General features: G+C 62.4%; 16 protein-coding genes. 12 read left to right on the top strand and 4 right to left on the bottom strand.

The window, feature by feature from the left end; translation table 11 throughout:
* Positions 1 to 40 precede the first annotated feature (40 nt).
* From SPHS8_RS14120 to SPHS8_RS14110, 3 genes are all read right to left on the bottom strand, one after another.
* The gene (locus tag SPHS8_RS14120; protein WP_201516067.1) at positions 41 to 2197 is read right to left on the bottom strand and encodes an acetate--CoA ligase family protein; all 2157 of its coding nucleotides are present in this window, start codon (positions 2195 to 2197) and stop codon (positions 41 to 43) included.
* 67 nt (positions 2198 to 2264) lie between these two features.
* Complete coding sequence (locus SPHS8_RS14115) at positions 2265 to 3125, bottom strand: p-hydroxycinnamoyl CoA hydratase/lyase (RefSeq protein WP_201516156.1); 861 nt, start codon at positions 3123 to 3125, stop codon at positions 2265 to 2267.
* A 114-nt stretch (positions 3126 to 3239) separates the two neighbouring features.
* Positions 3240 to 4703, bottom strand: a complete 1464-nt coding sequence (locus SPHS8_RS14110) for an aldehyde dehydrogenase (protein WP_201516066.1) — start codon at positions 4701 to 4703, stop codon at positions 3240 to 3242.
* A gap of 74 nt (positions 4704 to 4777) precedes the next feature.
* Here SPHS8_RS14110 and SPHS8_RS14105 point away from each other — a divergent pair, with 74 nt between their 5' ends.
* From SPHS8_RS14105 to SPHS8_RS14065, 9 genes are all read left to right on the top strand, one after another.
* The gene (locus SPHS8_RS14105) at positions 4778 to 5257 is read left to right on the top strand and encodes a MarR family winged helix-turn-helix transcriptional regulator (protein ID WP_201516065.1); all 480 of its coding nucleotides are present in this window, start codon (positions 4778 to 4780) and stop codon (positions 5255 to 5257) included.
* Positions 5258 to 5340: 83 nt separating this feature from the next.
* Positions 5341 to 6489, top strand: a complete 1149-nt coding sequence (locus SPHS8_RS14100; protein WP_201516064.1) for a helix-turn-helix transcriptional regulator — start codon at positions 5341 to 5343, stop codon at positions 6487 to 6489.
* A 138-nt stretch (positions 6490 to 6627) separates the two neighbouring features.
* Positions 6628 to 7851, top strand: coding sequence for a serine hydrolase domain-containing protein (locus SPHS8_RS14095; protein WP_236575162.1), 1224 nt, complete (start codon positions 6628 to 6630; stop codon positions 7849 to 7851).
* Positions 7852 to 7883: 32 nt separating this feature from the next.
* Positions 7884 to 10052, top strand: a complete 2169-nt coding sequence (locus SPHS8_RS14090; RefSeq protein WP_201516063.1) for a TonB-dependent receptor — start codon at positions 7884 to 7886, stop codon at positions 10050 to 10052.
* Positions 10053 to 10205: 153 nt separating this feature from the next.
* Positions 10206 to 11099, top strand: coding sequence for a LysR family transcriptional regulator (locus SPHS8_RS14085; protein WP_201516062.1), 894 nt, complete (start codon positions 10206 to 10208; stop codon positions 11097 to 11099).
* A gap of 103 nt (positions 11100 to 11202) precedes the next feature.
* Complete coding sequence (locus SPHS8_RS14080; RefSeq protein ID WP_201516061.1) at positions 11203 to 11655, top strand: formate dehydrogenase subunit gamma; 453 nt, start codon at positions 11203 to 11205, stop codon at positions 11653 to 11655.
* A complete protein-coding gene (locus SPHS8_RS14075) occupies positions 11652 to 13244 on the top strand; it encodes a formate dehydrogenase beta subunit (protein ID WP_201516060.1) in 1593 nt (530 codons plus the stop codon). The genes SPHS8_RS14080 and SPHS8_RS14075 overlap by 4 nt, the downstream gene beginning before the upstream one ends.
* Positions 13241 to 16087, top strand: a complete 2847-nt coding sequence (fdhF, locus tag SPHS8_RS14070) for a formate dehydrogenase subunit alpha (RefSeq protein ID WP_201516059.1) — start codon at positions 13241 to 13243, stop codon at positions 16085 to 16087. The genes SPHS8_RS14075 and fdhF overlap by 4 nt, the downstream gene beginning before the upstream one ends.
* Before the next feature lie 6 nt (positions 16088 to 16093).
* A complete protein-coding gene (locus SPHS8_RS14065; protein ID WP_201516058.1) occupies positions 16094 to 16405 on the top strand; it encodes a formate dehydrogenase subunit delta in 312 nt (103 codons plus the stop codon).
* Positions 16406 to 16455: 50 nt separating this feature from the next.
* Here the strand turns inward: SPHS8_RS14065 and pabB are convergent, their stop codons facing one another.
* Positions 16456 to 17607 carry an aminodeoxychorismate synthase component I gene (gene pabB, locus SPHS8_RS14060; protein WP_201516057.1) on the bottom strand — a complete coding sequence of 384 codons (1152 nt, stop codon included), beginning with the start codon at positions 17605 to 17607 and terminating at the stop codon, positions 16456 to 16458.
* 258 nt (positions 17608 to 17865) lie between these two features.
* Between pabB and SPHS8_RS14055 the strand changes: the two genes are divergently transcribed.
* From SPHS8_RS14055 to SPHS8_RS14045, 3 genes are all read left to right on the top strand, one after another.
* Positions 17866 to 18798, top strand: a complete 933-nt coding sequence (locus SPHS8_RS14055; protein ID WP_201516056.1) for an AraC family transcriptional regulator — start codon at positions 17866 to 17868, stop codon at positions 18796 to 18798.
* A gap of 82 nt (positions 18799 to 18880) precedes the next feature.
* Positions 18881 to 19639 carry an SDR family NAD(P)-dependent oxidoreductase gene (locus SPHS8_RS14050; protein ID WP_201516055.1) on the top strand — a complete coding sequence of 253 codons (759 nt, stop codon included), beginning with the start codon at positions 18881 to 18883 and terminating at the stop codon, positions 19637 to 19639.
* A 152-nt stretch (positions 19640 to 19791) separates the two neighbouring features.
* Positions 19792 to 22356, top strand: coding sequence for a TonB-dependent receptor (locus SPHS8_RS14045; protein WP_201516054.1), 2565 nt, complete (start codon positions 19792 to 19794; stop codon positions 22354 to 22356).
* Positions 22357 to 22384 lie beyond the last annotated feature (28 nt).

Below are 22384 nucleotides of genomic sequence, written 5' to 3'. Positions count from 1 at the left end.
CTCCCCTGAATGATTATTGATCTGGAAATTCGTGGCCGCGTCAGCCCTCTTTCGGCGCTGTCAGCATGAGTGCGTCGAGAGCGATGGCACCTTGACCCCGAGGATAGACGATGACCGGGTTGAGATCGATTTCCCGGATCGACGGTTCGGCCAGCAGGATGCGGCCGAGCGTGTGGATAATCTGCGACGCCGCCTCCACATCCAGCGCTGGCGACCCGCGAAAGCCGCGGAGCAGAGGGGCTTGCTTGAGCTTGTCCAGTTCAGCGGCGATGGCGCCGACCGTGAGGTCGGGGGTGATCAGGCGGACGTCCTGCAGGATTTCCGCTGTGACGCCGCCAAATCCGCACAGGATGACCGGACCCCAATCGGGATCGTTTTTCGCGCCGATGATGAGTTCGACGCCGCGCTCGCCCATGCCTTCGATTAGGACTCCCTCGAGAGCGATGGCCGCGTCATAGGCCGCGACATTGGCATGTAACCGGTCCCATCCCGCGCGCAGTGCGTCCGCGTTCGACAGGTTGAGGACGACGCCACCCGCATCGCTCTTGTGGCTGAGGCTCGCGGCCTGCGCCTTGATCGCCACCGGATAGCCGATCGCTTCGGCCGCGTTCAGCGCTTCGCCGATGCTGGTGCAAAATGCGCCCTTGGGAAAGGGGATGCCCAAGGGCGCGAGGATCGCCTTCGAACGATATTCCGGGATGACGCCGCTTCGTCCGGCCAGCGCCGGGGCGGGCAGGGGAGCGGCGGACCCCTCGCTGAAGTCGCGACGCGCATGATCGTTGAGCCGCTTCAAGGCACGGAATGCCCGCTCGGTCGAAGGGAAATAGGGAATACCGAGCGCGCGCAACTGATCGATCTGATGGGGCGGAACCGGAGCGCCTTCGTCCAGTCCAGCAAAGATGATCGGCTTGTCCGGCCTCAACTCGCGGACGGCGCGCAGGATCGGCGGCAGTTTGATGCCGACCGTCACGGGATCGGTCTGGATGATCCCCGTGACGATGCTGCCGAACCGGTCGTCGGTGAACAACGCAGCCAGCGTCCGGCGATAGAGGTCGGGATCGACAAGCCCTTGCGCGGTCAGGTCCAGCGGATTGGAGACGGGAACGAAATCGGGCAGCGCCGCCCGCAGGGCAGGGGCGCTGCCATCATTGACCTGCGGCAGGTCGAGGCCGATCGCTTCGCACAGATCGAGGGTAAGCGCCTTGAACGCGCCGCTTTCGCCCAGCACTGCAACGCCGCCAGCCGGAATGGTGGGGCAGCGCACAGCGATCTCGGCGATGTCGCCCAATTCCTCAAGCGTTTCGGCGAGGATGACGCCCGCGCGTTCCACCTTGACGCGCATCACCTGATAGTCGCCCGCCATCGCACCGGTGTGGGTGGCAGCGGATTCACGCGCAGCGGCCGAGCGGCCAGGGTGTAGGAGGACGATCGTCTTGCCCAGCGCGCGGGCGCGGCGGGCGGCGGCGAGGAAGCGCTGCGGCTTGCGGAATTGCTCCACGATCATCGCGATCACCTGGGTGGCGCTGTCTTCCAGCAGGTAGTCGACATAATCCTCGACGCCCGATGCGGCTTCGTTGCCGGTCGAGATCGAGAAGGACAGGCCGAGATCGCGCGAAGCGAGCGTGGTGCACAGGACGCAAGCCATCGCGCCGCTTTGCGACACGACGCCGATGCCGGGACGGTCGCCCAGAGGCTTGACGTCGGTTTCCACGAAGGTGAGCGGCACGCGATCGATGAAGTTGGTCATGCCAAGGCAATTTGGCCCTTCGACAACCATCCCGGTTTCAGCGGCGATCCGGCCGATCTCCCGTTGTTCCGCCAGGCCCTCTTCACCGCCCTCGGCAAATCCTGCGGAAAAGATGACGGCAGCGCCGACATTGCGCGCGGCCAGTGCCTTTACTGTATCGAGCACTGCGGCGCGCGGGATGGCGAGAACGGCGGCATCCACGCCGTCGGGCAACGCATCGACCGACGGCAGGCATGGCCGTCCACCGATTTCCGCGCGCTTGGGGTTGATGAGGTGGATGTCGCCTGAAAAGCCATTGCGCGTCAGGTTGTACAGGACGGATGCGCCCAGTGCGCCCGGCTTGTCCGATGCGCCGACGATCGCCACCGATCGCGGGCGGAGCAGCCGGTCGAGCGCGTTGCCGGTGCGGGCAGCGGTGGCGACGGGCGGATTGAGGGTGTCGGCCGTCATGGGTCCGTCTCTCCAAAACTCTGGGGGGCAGGCCGCCTTTCGGGCGATCCTGCCAGTCTGTCGCGGTTCAGGCCTGCTGTTTCGACTTGTCGTAAGCGCCAAGGCCCGGCTTGTAGCTCTTGTCGTCGATGAACTGTTTGATGCCTTCCTTGCGGCCCTCATTGTCGAAGCTGTTGGCCGCTTCCTGCGCGCGGATCAGATAATCCTCGGCATTGTCATAGGTCATTTCGCGCACGCGCCGGATGGCGTCCTTGGTCGCCTTGAGCGCGACGGGGTTCTTCGTCAGCAATGTCTGCGCGACCTGCGACACACGGTCCCTGAGCGCCCCAACCGGCAGCGCTTCGTTGACGAAGCCCCATTCCGCCGCCGTCCTACCGTCCACATTCTCGCCCATCAGCGCGTGATACATCGCGTTGCGGAAGCTGGTCAGCTCCGTCGCCACCTTGGCCGCGCCGCCGCCGGGCAGGATGCCCCAGTTGATTTCGCTGAGGCCGAATTGCGCCTCTTCCGCCGCGAAGGCGAGGTCGCAGGCGAAGAGCGGACCGTAGCCGCCGCCAAAGCACCAGCCGTTGACCATCGCGATCGTCGGTTTTTGATACCAGCGAAGGCGGCGCCACCAGCCATAGCTTTCCCGTTGTGCCCCCCGCGTGCCCTTCAGGCCCTGCGCCTCGGTCTCCCGGAAATATTCCTTAAGGTCCATGCCAGCGCTCCACGCCGTGCCTTCACCGGTCAGGACGAGGACGCCGACATCCTCGCGAAACTCAAGTTCATCGAGCACGCGCATCATCTGGCGGTTAAGACGCGGCGACATGCAATTGCGCTTGTCCGGCCGGTTGAGGCTGACCCAGGCGACCCCTTCGGCCACCGTGAAGGCGACGGTTTCGATTTCGGCTTGCTCGACGCCGTCGGCATGCAGGAAGTTCGTCATAGTGAAGTCCTTGTTCTGGTCGTCATGCCAGCGGAAGCTGGCATCTCGGGCGGCCAAGTCGCGCCTCTCCGCCTGAGATCCCAGCTTCCGCTGGGATGGCGAGGGAAGTGAATATCAAATCGGATAATGGCCGGGCTGGGTCTCCATCGTGATCCAGCGCAGTTCGGTGAAGCTGTCGATGCCGGCGCGGCCGCCGAACTTGCCATAGCCAGACGCCTTGACGCCGCCGAAAGGCATCTGCGCTTCGTCATGGACGGTCGGGCCGTTCACATGGCAGATGCCGGACTGTATCTGCCGCGCGACCCTGAGCCCGCGCGCCGTGTCGCGGGTGAAGACCGATGCGGACAGGCCATATTCCGTGTCATTGGCGAGCTCGATCGCATGAGCTTCGTCGCGGGCGCGGACGATACCGACAACCGGCCCGAAACTTTCATCGCGGAACAGCTTCATCTGTGGCGTCACGCGGTCGATGACATGGGCGGGCATCAGGACGCCACCCCCTTCGCTCAACACATCGCCACCGTTCAACTGGGTCGCGCCCGCCGCCAGCGCATCATCGATGAGCGAACGGACATGGGATACCGTCCTGCTGTCCACCACCGCGCCCAGTGGCGTCTCGCCCTCACGCGGATCGCCCACCGCCATGGTGCCGACCTTGGCCTGGAACTTGTCGGCAAAGGCGTCGGCGATGGCGTCGACCACGATGATCCGTTCGGTCGACATGCAGATCTGGCCCTGGTTCATGAAGGCGCCGAACGCAGCGGCCTTCACTGCCTCGTCGAGGTCAGCATCCTCCAGCACGATCAGCGGCGCCTTGCCGCCCAGTTCCAGCACGACGGGCTTCAGATGTTCCGCGCAGCGCTTCGCGATGATCCGACCAACGGGCGTCGATCCGGTAAAGTTCACCCGGCGCACCGCCGGATGGTCGATCATCGCGCCGACCACATCGGCCGCATCCTGCGGTGCGTTGGTGACGAGGTTGACGACGCCGCCGGTAAGGCCCGCTTCCACAAAGGCCTGGACGATCAGGCCATGGGTGCGCGGACATTGTTCCGACGCCTTCAGCACCACGCTGTTGCCGCAGGCGAGCGGTACGGCGATGGCGCGGGTCGCGAGGATGATCGGCGCATTCCACGGTGCCATTGACAGCACAACGCCTGCCGGTTCGCGGATCGCCATGGCGATGCAACCGGGCTTGTCGGACGGGATCACCTCGCCGCCGATCTGGGTGGTGAGCGCCGCCGCCTCTCGTACCATGGAGCTTGAGAGCATCAGATTGAAGCGAGCCCACCCTTCGGTCGCGCCGATTTCCTCCATCATTGCATTGATGAAATCGTCAACTCGGGCGTCGAGCGCGTCGGCGGCCTTCATCAGCAGGGCGCGGCGGGCATTGGGGCCCGTCTGCGACCAGGCGGGGAATGCGGCCTGGGCTGCTTCGACCGCAGCAACGGCGTCTTTGACGCTGGCGGCGGGGGCGCGGGTGGCGACGGTGCCGGTAACCGGGTTCATTCGTTCGAAAAGCTGATCGGCGGTGCGCGATTCGCCACCGATAATCAGGGAAATTTGCGATGCGGACATTGGTCAGGTCCTCTCCTAATGTTATGTTTCATATCAATGTTGATTGTTCTGGGCAATAACATTATGAATAAGACATGAGCATGAGTCCCTCCGGCCAAAGATTGATCAATCCTGTCGCCTCGCGTTTGGGATACCGGCTGCGGCGGACATCCTCGGCAATGATGGCGACTTTGGGGGCGTCGTTGGAACTGGTGGGGCTGCGGCCGGTGGAAGCGACCATCCTCTTGACTATCGGAGCCAATCCGGGCTGCATCCAAAGCGACATCGGCCGCATGTTGGGGATCAAGCGGGCCAACATGGTGCCGCTGATTGCCGCCTTGATCCAGAAGGACCTGGTGCAGAAGTCGCCCGTCGATGGGCGCTCCTTCGCCCTGTTCCTCAGTCCGGCGGGCGAAGACGCGCGGAGCGAGGCGGACGCGATCATGACCGCGCATGAACGCCGTTATGCGCGCCTGCTGACGCCTGAATATCAGGATGCGCTGCGGACGGTGCTGGACATCCTGGAGCAGGAAGAAAATGCCACGCATGAGGAGAGGGAAGCGGCAGTCATGTAGGCCGCGCCATCTCCGCAGTGCGTATGTCACTTGGGAGCCTAACGCCGCAGTAAAAATATGCGCGGCAAGCAGGGAGGGATTCAATGGAGGCCAATCTCAGCGCGCGGATACTGCCCGCCCTCTACGGATGCTGCGACCGTCCGGAAAATTGGCGGCCGCTGCTGGACCAGATCTGTGCCAGCCTTGGCGTCCGCAGCGCGGCGGTGCAGATCTACCGGCAGGACGGCGGCCATTTGATACAGCGGTGGCAGGAGCGGGACAGCTATTCTCACGCGAACGCCGCCCAGCATGACCGGTGGATCAACAATCCCGACAATCCCCGGCTCGCCATCGTCCCGCGCGATCGGCTGGAAGCACAGCTTGCCGTGCGCACCGATGAGCAGCGTTTCGATTCCACATCGCCGCAATTGCAAGAAACGCGGCATCGTCTGGCGCAGATCGGCCTAAGGGGTGGATCGGGCGTGCTGTTCGAATTCGAACCCTCGCGCTGGTTCAGCCTGATCCTGCACCGGCAGATCAGCGACACGGCGGACGGGGATGGGAAGGACGCGGCCTTCCTGTCGGACATCGCACCGCATCTTCTGGCACTGTCGCGTCTGTCAGCAACAGTGCAGGCAGCCTATTCTGCGCAGGCGACATTGGCGTCGATCGTGGATCGCCTGCGCCCGGGCGTCATCTTCTGCACCGGCAGCGGGGAGGTCCGCTGGCATAATCGTGCGGCTGCCGCGATGCTGGCGAACGGCGCGCCGCTGACGCTGGGGCATGGCCAACTTCGCGGGGTCTCGGCCGAAAGCCGTCAGCGGCTGGCACGGCTCCTGTCGCCTGCCCGTGATGATGACATGGTTACGGCGGCGTTCGGGGATCTGGACGACAGCATGGTGCAGGCCATTGCGCTGCCCAACGGCGCGTTCAAGGCGGATGTGGCGGAGGGATGGGATGATGACCGGGACGGCGTTGCGCTGATCCTGATCGATCCGTCACAGGCGCCTATGTTGTCGGTCGGGCACGTCACCTCGCTCTTCGGCCTGACGCCTGCGGAGGCGCAACTGGCGGTCGCCCTTTCTCAGGGCGTATCTTTGAACGCCTATGCCGATCGCCGCGGCATATCGGTTGGCACCGTGCGCATACAGATGAAGCGCATTCTGGAAAAGACCGACAGCCGCCGCCAGGCAGACCTTGTCGGCAAGCTGTACGGCTCCGTCATCGCCCAGCTGCATGGCAGCATGCATTGAGTGAACGACCGTGCGGCGTATCCCATTTGGGAGCCGCGCTCGCCACGCCGTCGGTTCACAACAGTCTTGAAGAACCGGCGATCATCAGCCGGCCCGAAAGTAGAGGGTGTGCGTGTGCGCAAAGCATCAGGATTTCTTGTGAGTTTCGCGGCTGGCGCGATGTGCGCAGCCGTTCAGCCTGCGTCGGCGCAGCAGACATTGCCCGCAGTGCTCGCCGACGGACCACCGTCTGCCGTACCGGTCGCCGTTCAGATCGCACGCTGGCACATGCTGGATGGCGACATCAATTCACTGACCTTTCGCAGCATGGATCGCCTGTTCACCACGCGCACCGTCGCTCATGCAGGGACGCCCTGGCGCCTTCCGCGCGCCGACGCGCCGTTGGATGTCAGCTATACCTTCGGAGGCAAGCGCTACACGGCGCAGGACTTCCTCGACCGCACCTACACCAACGCGCTGCTGGTGATGAAGGACGGGAAGATCGTCAGCGAGATCTATCGCAACAACAGCGATGAAAACAGCCGCTTCATCGGCTGGTCCATGACCAAGTCGGTCACTTCGCTGCTGGTCGGCTGTGCGCTGGCGGAGGGGCGGATCAAGTCGCTGGACGACAATATCACCACTTATCTGCCCGAACTGAAGGGCGGCGGCTATGATGGCGCGACTATCCGTCAGATCCTGCAGATGCGGTCTGGCGTTGATTATGAGGAACGGTACGACTTCGCCAATCCGGGCATCGCGGCGCGAAATCATATCGACGCGTTGGTCAAGAATGTCGCGCGCTTTGCTGATGCGGCGCGGACGGTGAAGCGGCTGCACGAGCCGGGCAGCGTGTTCCAGTACAAGACACTGGATACCGCCGTGCTTGGCTGGCTGATCGAACGTGTCAGCGGGACCACCGTCGCGGCCTATACCGCGCAGAAATTGTGGGAGCCGCTGGGCGCTGAACAGGACGGTTTCTACATCATGGATGGACAGCCTGGTACGGGCCGCGAATTCAGCGGCGCTGGTTTTAACGCCACGCTGCGCGACTATGGACGGATCGGCCAGATGATGCTCGACGGCGGCCGCGCCAACGGGCGTCAGGTGGTGCCCGCCGATTGGGTCCGCACATCGACCGCGCCGTCCACGCCTGCCGATCCAAAGGCTCCGGGCATGCCGACCGGCTATGCGATGCAATGGTGGCTGCTCGACAATAGCGGCGCCTACTCGGCGGTGGGGCTGCAGGGTCAGTTCATCTACGTCGATCCGCGATCCCGCACTGTAGTCGTCAAGATCAGCTATTTCCCGCCGGGCGATGAAAAGCCGACGGCGGAAACCGGCGCTTTCCTGAAGGCGGTGTCGGCTTGGTCACCGAAATGATCGCGAAAAATAGCAAAATGAGGGAGGGAAGAATGAAGCGCATATTGCTGACGGGCTCAACCGCCATAATGACCCTGTGGACAGCGTCTGCCTGGGCGCAGGATGCTGCTCCGCAGGCCGAAACATCCGGCACGCTGGGCGAAATCGTCGTGACGGCCCAGCGCCGGACGGAAAATCTGCAAAAGGTGCCGGTTGCCGCCAGCGCGCTTGATGCAAGCGACCTCAAGGCGAATGCCGTCGTCCGGCTGAACGATCTTCAGAATGCGACGCCTGCACTGTCGATTTCCGACGCGGGCATTACCTCGGCCGTCAACATTCGCGGCATCGGCCTTGCCAGTAACTCGCCCAATGTGACGGCAGGTGTTGCAACCTATGTCGACGGCCTGTTCCAGCCGCCGATCGTCCAGGCCAACAGCTTCTACGATCTGGCGAGCGTCGAAGTCTTGCGCGGGCCGCAGGGCACGCTCGTTGGCAGCAACTCGACCGGCGGCGCGATCTTCATCAATTCGCGCAATCCCGATCTGAACGACATCAATGGCTATGCCGAGGGCAGCGCTGGAAATCGCGGCAATTTCGGGCTGGAAGGGGCGGTCAACGTGCCGCTGTCCTCGACCCTGGCGGTGCGCGGCGCTGGCTTCTACCGGGGACATGACAGCTATTTCGACGACGTCGGTCCCTTCAACAACAAGGCAGGCAAGCTCGACGAAAAGGGCGGGCGTGTGGGCGTTCTGTGGCAACCCGGAGACTTTCGCGCGCTGCTGAAGGTCCAGTATAATGATCGGGACATTGGCGGCTATGCCTATCGCCCGATCCGCGGAACCCAATATGCGCCCTACCGCGTCGGCGACATCTATACGCTGAATTACGACACGCCCGTGGCGATCCGGGAAAAGGCGTTCATCTCCAGCCTTGAGCTGCGGCAGGAATTCGCCAGCGGCATCGTGCTACGGTCGATCAGCGGTTATCAGAGCAAGAAGATCGAAGGCGTCAACGATGTCGACGCCTCGCCAGCGCCCGACGGCGTCACGCAGGACTATTATGCCCGCGAACGTCAGTATAGTCAGGAGATCAACCTGATCTCTCCTACCGGCGAAACGCTGGAGTGGATATTAGGCGGTTATTTCCAGCGTAACGAGATCAAGGTGCGCATCCGCGAGTTGCGGTTCGGATTTCCGACGGACATCGACCCCGACAATACCCGCACGACGCTGGGCGTTTTCGCGCAGGGCAGCTACCGCGTGACGCCTGATGTCCAATTGCAGCTGGGCGCGCGCTATTCGCACTATAAGGCGAGCGGCGTCGGCGATGTGCGCATTGGAGCTGGCATCCCAACCTTCCCGCCCGGCGGCTTTCCAGTGGCGAGCCTTGACGGATCGCACCAGGATGGCCGTGTTACTGGCAAGGCGGCGATCAACTGGACGGTCAATGATGACCATCTGCTCTACGCCTTCGTCGCTCGCGGCTATAAGCCCGGCGGCTTCAACGCGGTAGAGTCCGAGTTCCGGCCGGAAATGGTGTGGAACTATGAAATCGGCTGGAAGGCGAGCCTGTTCGACAAGCATGTCCGTACGCAGATTTCGGCTTTCTACAATGATTATTCCGATTTCCAGTTCGAAGTGATCGAACCGACGACCGGCTTCAACGGCGTCCAGAATATCTCGCAAGGCAAGATCAAGGGCATTGAAGCCCAGTTGCAGAGCAAGTTCGGCGGCTTCAGTATCGACGCCAATGTCGCCTATGTTCATTCGAAGCTTGCCGGGCTGACCTTCATCAACACCCGGGCCATTCCGCCGGGAAACCTTGGTCCCCAATGTGTTCCAGGTCAGACCTCCGGTTGTTTTGACTATAATCCTTACATCACCACGACCGATGGCGGCCCCAACCTCTATTCGCCCAAATGGACCTATGGCGGCACAGCGGCCTATGAATTCCAACTTGGAGGTGACGTCACTCTGACGCCGCGCGTGAGTTATTCCTATGTGGGCCCACGCTTCACCTATCTAGCCTATTCGCCGGTGTCGGATCGGATCGCGGGCTATGGCCTGTTGTCCGGCCTCGTCACCCTGCGCACCGGCCAGTTCCATATTGAGGCTTATGGCACCAACCTGACCGGCAAGCGCTATGTCAGCGGCCAGTTCGGCCTCAATGAGTTTTACGGCGCGCCGCGCGAATATGGCATACGCGCCGGGTTCACCTTCTGAACTTTGGGAAACCTGCTGGCTCCCGCCACAGGTCTCAAAAGAAATCTTTGGAGCATGTTCGATCATGCACAGCTCGAACATGCTCCAATCAAGCTGCCCAATAACCAATCATCCATATTTTTATCGGCATGGATTGTTGTATAGAAACATCTCATGCAAACCCGCTTCATCGAATATTTCCTCGCGCTAGAGCGGGAGAGGCATTTCGCGCGAGCGGCCGAATATTGCAACGTGTCACAGCCCACTCTGTCTGCGGGCATCGCCACTCTTGAAGGACAATTGGGCAAGAGGCTGATCCAGCGCGACCGCCGGTTTGTGGGATTGACGCCGGAAGGTGAGGCCATCCTTCCATGGGCCCGGCAGATCGTTGCTGCGGTCGAAGCATTGGAGCAAAGTTCGGCTACAGCGCGCGGCGCTCTGAAAGGTGAGTTGCGGTTGGGCGCGATACCTGCTGCCATGCCGGTCATCGGTCATTTGGCAGGAGCCATGCTGGCGCGCCATCCCGGCCTAAACATCGCGGTCCGTGCGCTGACTTCGCGGCAGATCGAACGCGATCTTGCCGCCTTCGAACTGGATGCAGGTCTTACCTACCTGGATTTCGAACCGCCCGCTCATGCTTTGACCGTTCCGCTCTATGCCGAACGGGCAATGTTGATCAGCGCCGTCGATGGCGTCCATGTTCCAGATCCGCTTGACTGGTCCGATCTCGCCGAGTTGCCATTATGCCTGTTGCATCAGGGCATGCAGAACAGGCGCATTCTCGACGCGCGTTTGGCTGAGCGCGGGCTGGCGCTTCGCCCAATCATCACCGCTGACAGCTATGTGGCGCTGTTGGGATTGGTTCAGCAAGGCCGCCTCTGCTCCATCATACCGGATAGCCACACCAGATTGCTGGAAGGGTTGCAATGGATACGGCTGCACGCGCTGCCCGATCCGCAGGAAGTAAGCCGCATTGGCATCATCGTGTCCGACAGCGCGCCGATGAGCCCGCTCGCCCAAGCGGTCCTGAGCGTCGCGCGGGAACTGCACCTGCCGAGAAGCCCTTAGGTGCTCGTCGATAGACAATGACTATCGATCATCATGGGGTTCGATTTGACTGGAACCCCGGCGATCCACACCCTTCCGCCCAGAATAGAAATGGATGGATGGGATGGACGAGTTCATCGGCGCCTGGGTTGCGCGTCACTCTGCAACGCGGGACCAGCTTCTGCCTCTGCTCCACGCGATTCAGAAAGAGGCCGGTTATATCGACGATGCATGGGTGCCGTCCGTTGCGAAGGCCTTGAACCTCAGCCGTGCGGATGTGCACGGCGTCATCACTTTCTATCACGACTACCGCCGCGCGCCCGCTGGCCGTCACGTGGTGAAGCTGTGCCGGGCGGAAAGTTGCCAGGCGCGGGGCGGTGCGGCGATTGAGGCGGCGGCGGTGCGCCGCCTTGGCGTGCCGCTTGGCCAGACACGCGCGGATGGGCAGGTCAGCCTGGAACCGGTCTATTGCCTCGGCCTATGTGCCATTGGCCCCAACGCTCTGGTCGATGGTCGGCCGGTGGCGCGGATCGACAACGCCGTGTTGGACCGGATCGCGGCAGAGATCGCGGCATGACGCGGGTCTACATCAGCCGCGATATGGCGTCGGTGGCCTTGGGCGCGGACGCTGTCGCGCATGCGTTCGAACAGGTCGGGTGCGACGTGATCCGCACTGGATCACGCGGGCTCTTTTCGATCGAACCGCTGGTGGAGGTGGAAACGGACGAAGGGCGCATCGGCTATGGTCCGGTAGAAGCGGGCGGCGTCGCCACCGTACTGGACGGGACGCATCCGGGAAGGCTGGGCAAGGTCGAGGATCTGCCCTTCTTCGCCAGCCAACAGCGTTTCACCTTCGCCCGCTGCGGCATCATCGATCCGCTCAGCCTGAAGGATTATGCCGCGCGTGGCGGATGGAAGGGGTTGGAGGCCGCACGAGAGCAGACGCCGCAAGCCGTGGTCGATACTGTCAAGGCATCAGGCCTGCGCGGGCGGGGCGGGGCTGGTTTTCCGACCGGGATCAAGTGGCAGACCGTGCTGGACGCTCCTGCCTCCACCAAATTCATCGTCTGCAACGCCGATGAAGGCGACAGCGGCACTTTCGCCGACCGCATGTTGATGGAGGGCGACCCCTTTTGCCTGATCGAGGGCATGGCGATCGCCGCCTATGCCGTGGGTGCGGGCCACGGCTATATCTATATCCGCTCGGAATATCCCTTCGCTTGCCAAACCATGCGCGCGGCCATCGACGCGTCGGCGCATCTGGTCGCGCCCTTCAAACTGGAGGTGCGCGAAGGGGCGGGCGCCTATGTCTGCGGCGAAGAGACGGCGCTGCTCGACAGTATAGAGGGCAAGCGTGGACAGGTGCGTGCCAAGCCGCCGCTGCCCGCGCTTTACGGGCTGTTCGGCCAGCCAACGGTCATCAACAATGTGCTGTCCCTCGCGGCGGTGCCCTTCATCCTTGCCAAAGGCGCCGATGCCTATGCTGCCGTGGGTTTTGGCCGCTCACGCGGCACCATGCCGGTGCAGCTTGCAGGCAATGTGAAGCATGGCGGTCTGTACGAGATCGGCTTTGGCATCACGCTGGGCGAATTGGTGAACGGCATTGGCGGCGGCACGGCGAGTGGCCGCCCGGTTCGCGCGGTGCAGGTCGGCGGACCGCTCGGCGCCTACTTCCCGCCGTCCATGTTCCACCTGCCGTTCGACTATGAGGCATTCGCGCAAGCGGGTGGACTCATCGGCCACGCCGGGATCACGGTTTTTGACGACAGCGTCGACATGGCGCACATGGCCCGCTTCGCCATGGAATTCTGTACAGTGGAAAGCTGCGGCAAATGCACACCTTGCCGCATTGGCTCGACGCGCGGGGTGGAGATCATCGACCGGATCATCGGAACGCGTGACTCCCTTCGATCCGTTCGGGCTGAGCCTGTCGCAGAGCGAACGGTGGAGGGGTTTCTCGATAGTGCTCTTTACTCCCGCTCTCCCGATCGCATCGACGTATCCATCGAAGCGCAGACTAGCCTTCTCCGTGATCTCGCCGACACCATGAAATATGGCTCGCTCTGCGCCTTGGGCGGCTTTACCCCCTATCCAGTGCTGAGCGCGCTCGATCATTTCCCCGAAGATTTCGGTGCAGCGGCACCGACGAAAGAGGCAGCGGAATGACCTTTTCCCGCGAAACCGACCATGGCACGCCGCCTGCGCTGGCGACTGGCAAGTCCGTCACACTCACGATCGATGGCCAAAGCGTCACCATGCCCGAAGGCACCAGCATCATGCGCGCCGCGTCGCTGCTGGGCGGGTCCATTCCAAAGCTGTGTGCGACGGACAATGTCGAAAGCTTCGGCTCCTGTCGCCTCTGCCTGGTCGAAGTGGAGGGGCGCAGCGGTTATCCCGCATCCTGCACCACACCGGTCGCGGAGGGTATGGTGGTGCGCACCCAGACCGAACGGCTGAAAAAGCTGCGGCGCGGGGTGATGGAGCTCTACATCTCAGACCATCCTCTCGACTGCCTGACCTGCGCCGCGAATGGAGACTGCGAATTGCAGGTTCAAGCGGGCGCGGTCGGCCTGCGCGACGTGCGCTATGGCTATGATGGCGCGACCAACATGGGTCAGGCGAAGGACCAGTCGAACCCCTATTTCGACTTTGATCCGAGCAAGTGCATCGTCTGTTCCCGCTGTGTGCGCGCCTGTGAGGAAGTGCAGGGAACATTCGCGCTGACTATCGAGAACAAGGGCTTTGAATCAAAGGTAGCGCCGTCGCAGGGCGAGGATTTTCTCGGCTCCGAATGCGTGTCCTGCGGGGCCTGCGTTCAGGCCTGCCCGACAGCGTCGCTGATCGAGAAGAAGGTGGTGGAAACCGGCACGCCTGATCGCGCGGTCGTCACCACCTGTGCCTATTGCGGCGTCGGCTGCACCTTCCGTGCAGAGATGCGCGGCGAGGAACTGGTCCGCATGGTGCCGTGGAAGGACGGCAAGGCGAACCGTGGCCACAGCTGCGTCAAGGGGCGGTTCGCCTGGGGCTATGCCCAGCACAAGGACCGTATCCTGAAACCCATGATCCGCGCGTCGGTGGACGAACCCTGGCGCGAAGTCAGCTGGGAAGAGGCGATCGCCCACACCGCGTCGGAGTTCCGCCGCATACAGGCGAAATATGGCACTCGGTCTATCGGCGGCATCACATCTAGCCGCTGCACCAATGAAGAGACATTCCTGGTGCAGAAGCTTATCCGCCAGGGCTTCGGCAACAATAATGTCGATACTTGCGCGCGCGTCTGTCACTCCCCGACCGGCTATGGCCTGAAAACGACATTCGGCACGTCGGCGGGGACGCAGGATTTCGACAGCGTGATGGAGGCGGACGTGATCCTGGTGATCGGGGCGAACCCGACGGACGGGCATCCCGTCTTCGCAAGCCGTCTGAAGAAGCGGCTGCGGCAGGGCGCCAAGCTGATCGTCATCGACCCGCGCCGGATCGATCTTGTGAGGTCGCCCCATGTGGAGGCAGAACATCATCTGCCTCTGCGCCCCGGCACCAACGTCGCCATGCTGACGGCGCTTGCGCATGTGATCGTAACGGAGAAGCTCTATGACGAGAGCTTCATCCGCGAACGCTGCGACTGGGACGAGTTTGCCGACTGGGCAGAGTTCGTTTCCGACCCCAGCCGGTCGCCCGAAGCGATCGAACCGCTGACTGGCGTCATGCCGGATGAGGTACGCGCCGCCGCCCGCCTCTACGCGACCGGCGGCAACGCAGCCATCTATTACGGTCTCGGCGTCACCGAACATAGCCAGGGCAGCTCGACCGTGATGGCGATCGCCAATCTGGCGATGGCGACCGGCAATATCGGGCGCGAGGGTGTTGGCGTAAACCCGCTGCGGGGGCAGAATAATGTGCAGGGCGCCTGCGACATGGGCAGCTTCCCGCACGAATATAGCGGCTACCGTCATGTCTCGGACGACGACACCCGGCGCCTGTTCGAACAGGCCTGGGGCGTGGCGCTGGACCCGGAGCCCGGCCTGCGCATCCCCAACATGCTGGATGCAGCGACCGACGGTGTGTTCAAGGGCATCTTCATCCAGGGCGAGGATATCTTGCAGTCGGACCCGAACACGCATCATGTCGCGGCGGGGCTGTCGGCGATGGAGTGCGTGGTCGTGCAGGATCTTTTCCTGAATGAAACCGCGAATTACGCTCATATTTTCTTGCCGGGTTCCACCTTCCTTGAGAAGGACGGGACCTTCACCAATGCGGAGCGGCGGGTTCAGCGGGTGCGCAAGGTGATGGCGCCGCTCAACGGCTATGCCGATTGGGAGATCGTGCAACTGGTCGCGAACGCCATGGGGCTGGGCTGGAAATATAAGCATCCTTCTGAAATCATGGAAGAAATTTCGGCGCTCACCCCCACCTTTGCCGGGGTGCGTTATGACAGGCTGGACGCGGAAGGATCGCTGCAATGGCCCGCCAACGACAGCGCGCCGCAGGGCACGCCGACAATGCATATCGACGGCTTCGTGCGCGGCAAGGGCAAGTTCGTCGTCACCAGCTATATCCCGACGGACGAGAAGACGGGCCCGCGCTTTCCCTTGCTGCTGACGACCGGACGCATCCTTAGCCACTATAATGTCGGCGCGCAGACGCGGCGCACCGCCAATACCGCCTGGCATCCGGAAGACCGGCTGGAGATCCATCCGAGCGACGCGGAAAACCGGGGTCTGAAAGATGGCGAATGGGTGACGCTGCGCAGCCGTGCGGGAGAGACGACGCTGAGGGCGCTGATCACTGACCGGGTGGCGCCGGGCGTCGTATACACGACGTTCCATCATCCCGAGACACAGGCCAATGTCGTCACCACCGACTTTTCCGATTGGGCCACCAACTGCCCCGAATATAAGGTCACGGCGGTGCAGGTTTCCGCATCCAACGGCCCCAGCGACTGGCAGCAAAGCTATGAGGAGCAGGCGCGCCACAGCCGCCGGATCGACGTGGCGCATGCGGCGGAGTGACGGAAGATGAGCGGCGGCGATAGCGTGATGATGTCGAACCAGGCCCGCCTGGTCTACATGGCCAACCAGATCGCCCGCAATCTGGAAGGCACCGGCCATGACGATGCGGCAAAGGCGGTTGCCGATCACATTGCCAGTTTCTGGGACCCCCGCATGCGGGCGCAGATCTCCGCGCTGCAGGAGGCAGGCGACGCGGGTTTGAGTCCGGCGGCCGACGCGGCCATCACCTTGTTGCGTGAGCGCGGCGCGCCGCCGCCGCAGAGCCGTGCGACACTGTTCAACAGCGTGGATGGGGCAGGTCATTCTGACGCGGGCTGACGGACTTCCGCTCATTCTCCAGTATGGGACAGCATGGCTCGGTAAAGTCCCTATCCCAGGAACCGCGCTTTTGTCAGACATTCTTTCCACTCCGCCAGCGGATCGGAATCAGCGACGATTCCAGAGCCGAGGCCGATCGTCAGCCGCGCATCCTTTGGAGCGAAAGTGAGTGTGCGGATCGCCACGTTGAAGCTGGCGTCGCCATTCGGGGCGAAATGGCCGATCGATCCAGTGTAGACGCCGCGCGGCCTGTCCTCCAACTGTGCGATCACTTGCGCCGCGCGGATCTTGGGCGCTCCGGTGATCGATCCGCAGGGAAACAGCGCGGCCAGGATATCGAAGGCATCCACATCATCGCGCCGCCGCGCCGTCACGGCAGAAACCATCTGGTGCACGGTCGGGTAGGTTTCGACCGCGAAAAGCTGCGGCACCTGCACCGATCCGGCTGCCGCCACCCGTGAAAGGTCATTGCGCATCAGGTCGACGATCATCAGATTTTCGGCCCGCTGCTTGGGATCAGCCGCGAGCGACCTTGCCGCTTCGGCATCCGCATCCGGATCCAGATGCCTTTCCGCCGTGCCCTTCATCGGACGGCAGGCAATGTCGCGCCCCTTGAGCGTAAAGAACAGTTCGGGCGAGAAGGAGAAGATGAGCCCGGTGCCGGTGGAAAGGATCGCGCCATAGGGCGCCCGCTGCCGCTGCCGCAGCCGGGCATAGAGCGCCAGCGGATCGCCATGAAACTGCATGTTGGCGGCAAAAGTCAGGTTTGCCTGATACAGATCGCCTGCCTGGATGAGGTCGAGCAGGGCAGCGATCCGCTCTGCATGCTGTCCTTCTGTCGTTCCGGGGAGGAGCGGTCCCAGGTCGAATGCCGCGTCCCCGCCCGGCAGCAATTCCGCGAACCTGTGTGAGGGCAGTGTGCGCGGAGCTTCGAATATTCCGAACCAGAGAAGCGGCCCTTGCGAGGGAGTGACCGGCATGGCGGGATCAAAGGCCGCCCCGGCATCATAGCTGACGAACCCCGCCGCGTGAGCACCTGCTCTTGTCGCCTCGCGCACGGCATCCAAAGCCGGAACGACATCAGCCAGAGTCTCGGCTTCGATCATTTGCAACGGATCGGAAAAAAGCGTGACCTGGCCGCTCGGCGAGGATGCATCGTCCAGCATCACGAAGGGCCGGTCCAGATCCGGAAGGAATGCCATGGCCCGCTTTGGCCGCACACCGCGGAAGGACGTTCATTCGAACTGATCCCATCATATAAGTTTATTCTAATTATCATGGCGAAACAAAGTGGCCGCGCTAACCAGGGGTTAGCCTATATCTTTGACTATCAATGGCTTGGCTTTTGGGATCGTCTTCACCGCACAGTGATGAAAGCCGATCTGGAGCGTGCCGTGTCAAAGCGTGAGCTATTCCCTTTTCCTGATTTATGTGAAAAGTTCCGATCAGGAGAGCGGTGAATGATCGAGCATTTCTCGACGCGCGATGTCGCCAGGCGTGAACGCCTGGCCTATTGGAACAGCGTTGCCTCTGGCCGGTCCGCCGGGCTGATGATCGACAGTTCCAACCACGAATTTCTGGGGCAGCTGGGCTGCTGGACGCTGGGCAACCTCACCATATTCAAGGCGCGGGCAGAATCGTCGATCGTGTCGCGTAGCGCCCGCTATCATGGCGAGGAAAGGTTGCTGGTGCACCTTCAGACCCTGGGTCTCAGCGAACAGCGGCAATCGGGCCGCGAATGCCTGCTGCGTCCGGGAGATCTATCCATCTGCACCACAGCGGCACCGATGCGGATGGAGGTTGCATCCCACGAAATGATGGTTGTCGATGTCGCCCGCCATGAACTTGAACGGCGGGTGCCGCAGTTGGACCTCCACATCGGCAGCCCGACGCCGGGTAATTCGCCGACCGTCCACAGCTTCCATCAACTGGCGCTCGCCTTATGGCGGGAAGCCAAGAGCCGTGCCGTTGCGCCTGATCCGAGCTGGGCGGAAGGGGCTGAAACGCTCATGCTCGACCTGCTCGGCCTGGCTCTGCGCAGCGCTGTTCGGGGCGGGCCCAATGTCGATGGACGGGGGCTGGCCCGCGTCAAGGCTATCGTGGAAGCGCGGCTGGGCGATCCTGAACTCGACACCGAATCCATTGCACGGGAAGTAGGCATTTCCCCCCGCACGATCCAGACCTGGTTCGCCGCTGAAAGCACGACACTGCGCGCCTATATATTGGACAGGCGGATGGAGCGGGCGCTGGAAATTCTGGCCGCTGACCGGGCGCCGAATATCACCGCGATCGCGCTTGAGCTTGGTTTCAATGATCCTGCCTATTTCGCACGCTGCTTCCGCAAGCGGCACGGCTTTTCGCCTCGCGAAGGCCGCCAGATCGCGCGCGCCTGACAGAGCCAATTCCACAAAGATCGTCCATCGGCCGTTCCTGTCGCTGGAGCGCGCTTACCATCAGCATATAGGAGTGACGCGGATGACGAACGGACTGCTTACCGGAAAGACGGGTTTCGTGACCGGCGCGGCCAGCGGGATCGGGTGCGGCATCGCCAAGGTGCTGGCGGCGGAGGGAGCGAATGTCGTGTTGAGCGATCTTTCCTCATCCACGGAGGAAGGCGCCCATGCGGTTGCCGAGATCAAGGGGGCAGGCGGCGTTGCGCGCTTTATCGCGGCCGACGTGACCAGCGGCGCTGATGTCGAAACGCTGATCGCGCAGACATGCGCGATAAACGGGCGGATCGATTTTGCCGTGAACAATGCAGGCATCGGCCTGAAATCCATGCTGGCGGACAGCAGCGAGGATTTGTGGGACCGGATGAATGACGTGAACCTCAAAAGCTGTTTCCGCATCATGCGTGCCGTGCTTCCAATCATGCGAAGGCAGAAGGGCGGCAGTATCGTCAACATATCATCCATTGCCGGAGCCGTGGGATTACGGGAAGCGGGCATATATTCAGCGACGAAGCATGCGATGCTTGGCCTGACCCGAACGGCGGCGGGAGAGAATGGCGACGTCAACGTGCGCATCAATGCCATCCTGCCCAACGCGATCCGCTCCAGGCTGCTGGACGGCACATCGCCGGAGTTCCTGGAAGCCTTGCTGGCGCCCCAGGCGATCAAGCGGCTCGGGGAACCAGAGGAGTGCGGCCATCTCACGGCATTCCTGTTGTCGGAAAGGGCCGCGTTCATCACCGGCGCGTGTATCCCCATCGATGGCGGCTATCTGGCGAACTGAGGGATGCTGTTTCGCATTCATGAAATTTCGTGAAAATGAATCAAATTGCGCTGGAATCCTGATCGGCCGCGCTCCAGTGCAAGCCGGGAGGAGCGGTTTCTGTCATGTCGTCAGTGGAGCGCGAAATGCGTCCATTGCCGAGGGGAGGAACCATGATCAAGATGATTGCCGCATTGCCCGTTGCGTCGGTGCTGGCTGTAGCAGCCGGGACTTTGGCGCCCGCTTACGCCCAGGAGGCGGCGCCCGCGCCCGCCGCGCAAGACGCGCCACAGAGCGGCGGCATTCAGGACATCGTCGTCACTGCCCAGCGCCGGTCGGAAAATGTGCAGAAGGTGCCGATCGCCATTTCGGCCTTCACCAATGACGCGTTGCAGGAACGCGCGGTGCAGAGTGTCGCCGCGCTTTCGGGGCTTGCTCCCAACGTCACCTTCGACGCCGGTACGCCCTTTTCAGGGTCGTCGTCGGTGCTTGCCGCCTATGTCCGTGGAATCGGGTCCAACGATTTCGCCTTCAACATCGATCCGGGCGTCGGCGTCTATCTGGACGGCGTCTATCTGGCGCGATCGGTCGGCGCGAACCAGGAACTGGGCGATGTCGAGCGGATCGAAGTGCTTAAAGGTCCGCAGGGCACGCTGTTCGGCCGCAATACCATCGGCGGCGCGATTTCCATCGTGACCCATGATCCGGGCGATACATTCCGTTTCATCGGCGATGCGACGGTGGGCAGCTATAAGCTGTTCCAGGCGCGCGGCACGGCGGACATTCCGATCGCGGATACGCTGTCGAGTTCGGTGTCCTTTTCGGTCAAGACGCGCGACGGCTATTTCAAGCGCAGGCCCTTTCCGGGCGCGCAGCCGGGCACCTATGATGTCGAGCCTTCTACGGCCTATGCCGGAGCCGGTTATGAAAATACCGGGATAGGCCGCGAAGGTGGCGAAGACGCGTGGAGCCTGCGCACCAAGCTGCGCTGGGAGCCGAGCGACGCGGTGCGCGTGACGCTGACCGGCGATTATAGCAGCAGCAGGCAGGAACAGCTTCCCAACACGCTGCTCGCCACAACGCCCAATGTCGCGGGTGGCGCTTTCGATGTTTTCGCGGGCAGCTATAATTGCGCCATTGCGGGGCAGTCGACCGGATGCGGCAACGGTCCGCCGTCCTTCGCCTATGCCTATCGTCGCGCTGGCCGTACCGGCCTGTTCGATCTGCCGGCGATCTTCGGCGTCAATGCCGATGCGAACCCCGACAATAATCGCCTGCCTTATGATAATCGCTTTGTCACCGGAGACAAGGACAGCAGCTATGCGACGGGGCTTAACTTCGCACGCATGCAATCTTACGGCGGCGCAGGTACGATCGAATATGACCTGTCCGACAGCCTGACGCTCAAGTCCATCACTTCCTATCGCGAACTGCACTGGAAGGTGGGGATGGACAATGACGGGTCGCCGCTCAACATGCTTCAGATCAGCTTCGAGATGAACCAGAAGCAGTTCAGCCAGGAATTCCAACTTCTGGGTAAAGCGCTGGATGATCGCCTGAAATATGTGCTGGGTGCCTATTATTTCAAGGAATCGGGTAATCTTCACGATTATGTGACCTTCGCCGAAGGATTGCTGCAGGTCGACGGCAACAATATCCTGAGCACCAAGAATGGCGCTCTTTTCGGCCAGCTGGACTTCAAGCCCATCGACCTGATCGGCATCACGGTCGGTGCGCGCTATACCAAGGAAAAGAAGGCTTTCGAAGGGTTCCAGTCCGATCGCAATGGCTTGACTTACAAGATACTGAACGGCTTTGGCGTGCCGCCCTGCGCGTCGCTGACGCCGATCAGCGACGATTGCCGCGTTGCTGCGGGCTTTCCCAATGCCGACGCGCCCTTGCAGCTTTATCCTGGTGGCGTGAACCGCAAGACGTTCGACAATTTCTCGCCCAAGATCGGCGTGCAACTCTACCCCACCGACGATTTCATGGCCTACGCGTCCTGGTCGAAGGGGTACAAGACCGGCGGATGGACGACGCGCTTGTCCAACCCACTGCCCGATGCGCCGAGCTTTGACGAAGAAAAGGCGACGACTTGGGAAATTGGTTTCAAGTCGAAGCTGCTCGATCGGCGTCTGCAGCTGAACTTCGCGGCGTTCACCACAAACTATAAGGGCATCCAGCTGAACTTCCAGCAGGGTGTGTCGCCGACGATCCAGAATGCCGGTGACGCCCGGATCAAGGGCTTCGAAGCCGAGGCGGTGTTCGCACCCGTTCGCGCCTTCACCCTGACGTCTTCGGTCGGCTACATCGACGCCAAATATACCGACGTGCTGCCGGGTGCGGTGGTCGCGCCCAGCGTGATCCAGGGCGGCGTGTTCGTCGGTGCCGAACTGCCCAAGACGCCGCACTGGAAAGTCAATGTAAGCCCGCGCATCGAGCTGGACGTCGGCAGCAGCGGCGCGAAGCTCATCATGCTGGCCGACTGGACCTACACGTCCCGGATGCGCAACGATACCGAAGGCACGTTCCTGCTCGACCGCAAGGCGTCGAACGTCGTCAATGCCAATGTGACGCTGCGACTGCCCGACGACCGCTACAGCGTCACCGTGGGCGGCACGAATATCTTTGACGAACGCTTCCTGACCACCGGTCAGGCGCAGATTGCCGGGGGGCAATTCTACGGCACCTATAACCGTCCGGCCGAATGGTACGCCAGGCTGGGCGTGAAGTTCTGATCAACCTTCCATAACGCAAGCAGGATCG

This window comes from Sphingobium sp. S6 (assembly GCF_905120495.1).
In the GTDB taxonomy this organism is placed as follows: domain Bacteria; phylum Pseudomonadota; class Alphaproteobacteria; order Sphingomonadales; family Sphingomonadaceae; genus Sphingobium; species Sphingobium agri.
The sequence above is the reverse complement of the archived record's forward strand: the minus strand, read 5'-3'. Positions and strand labels throughout refer to the sequence as shown.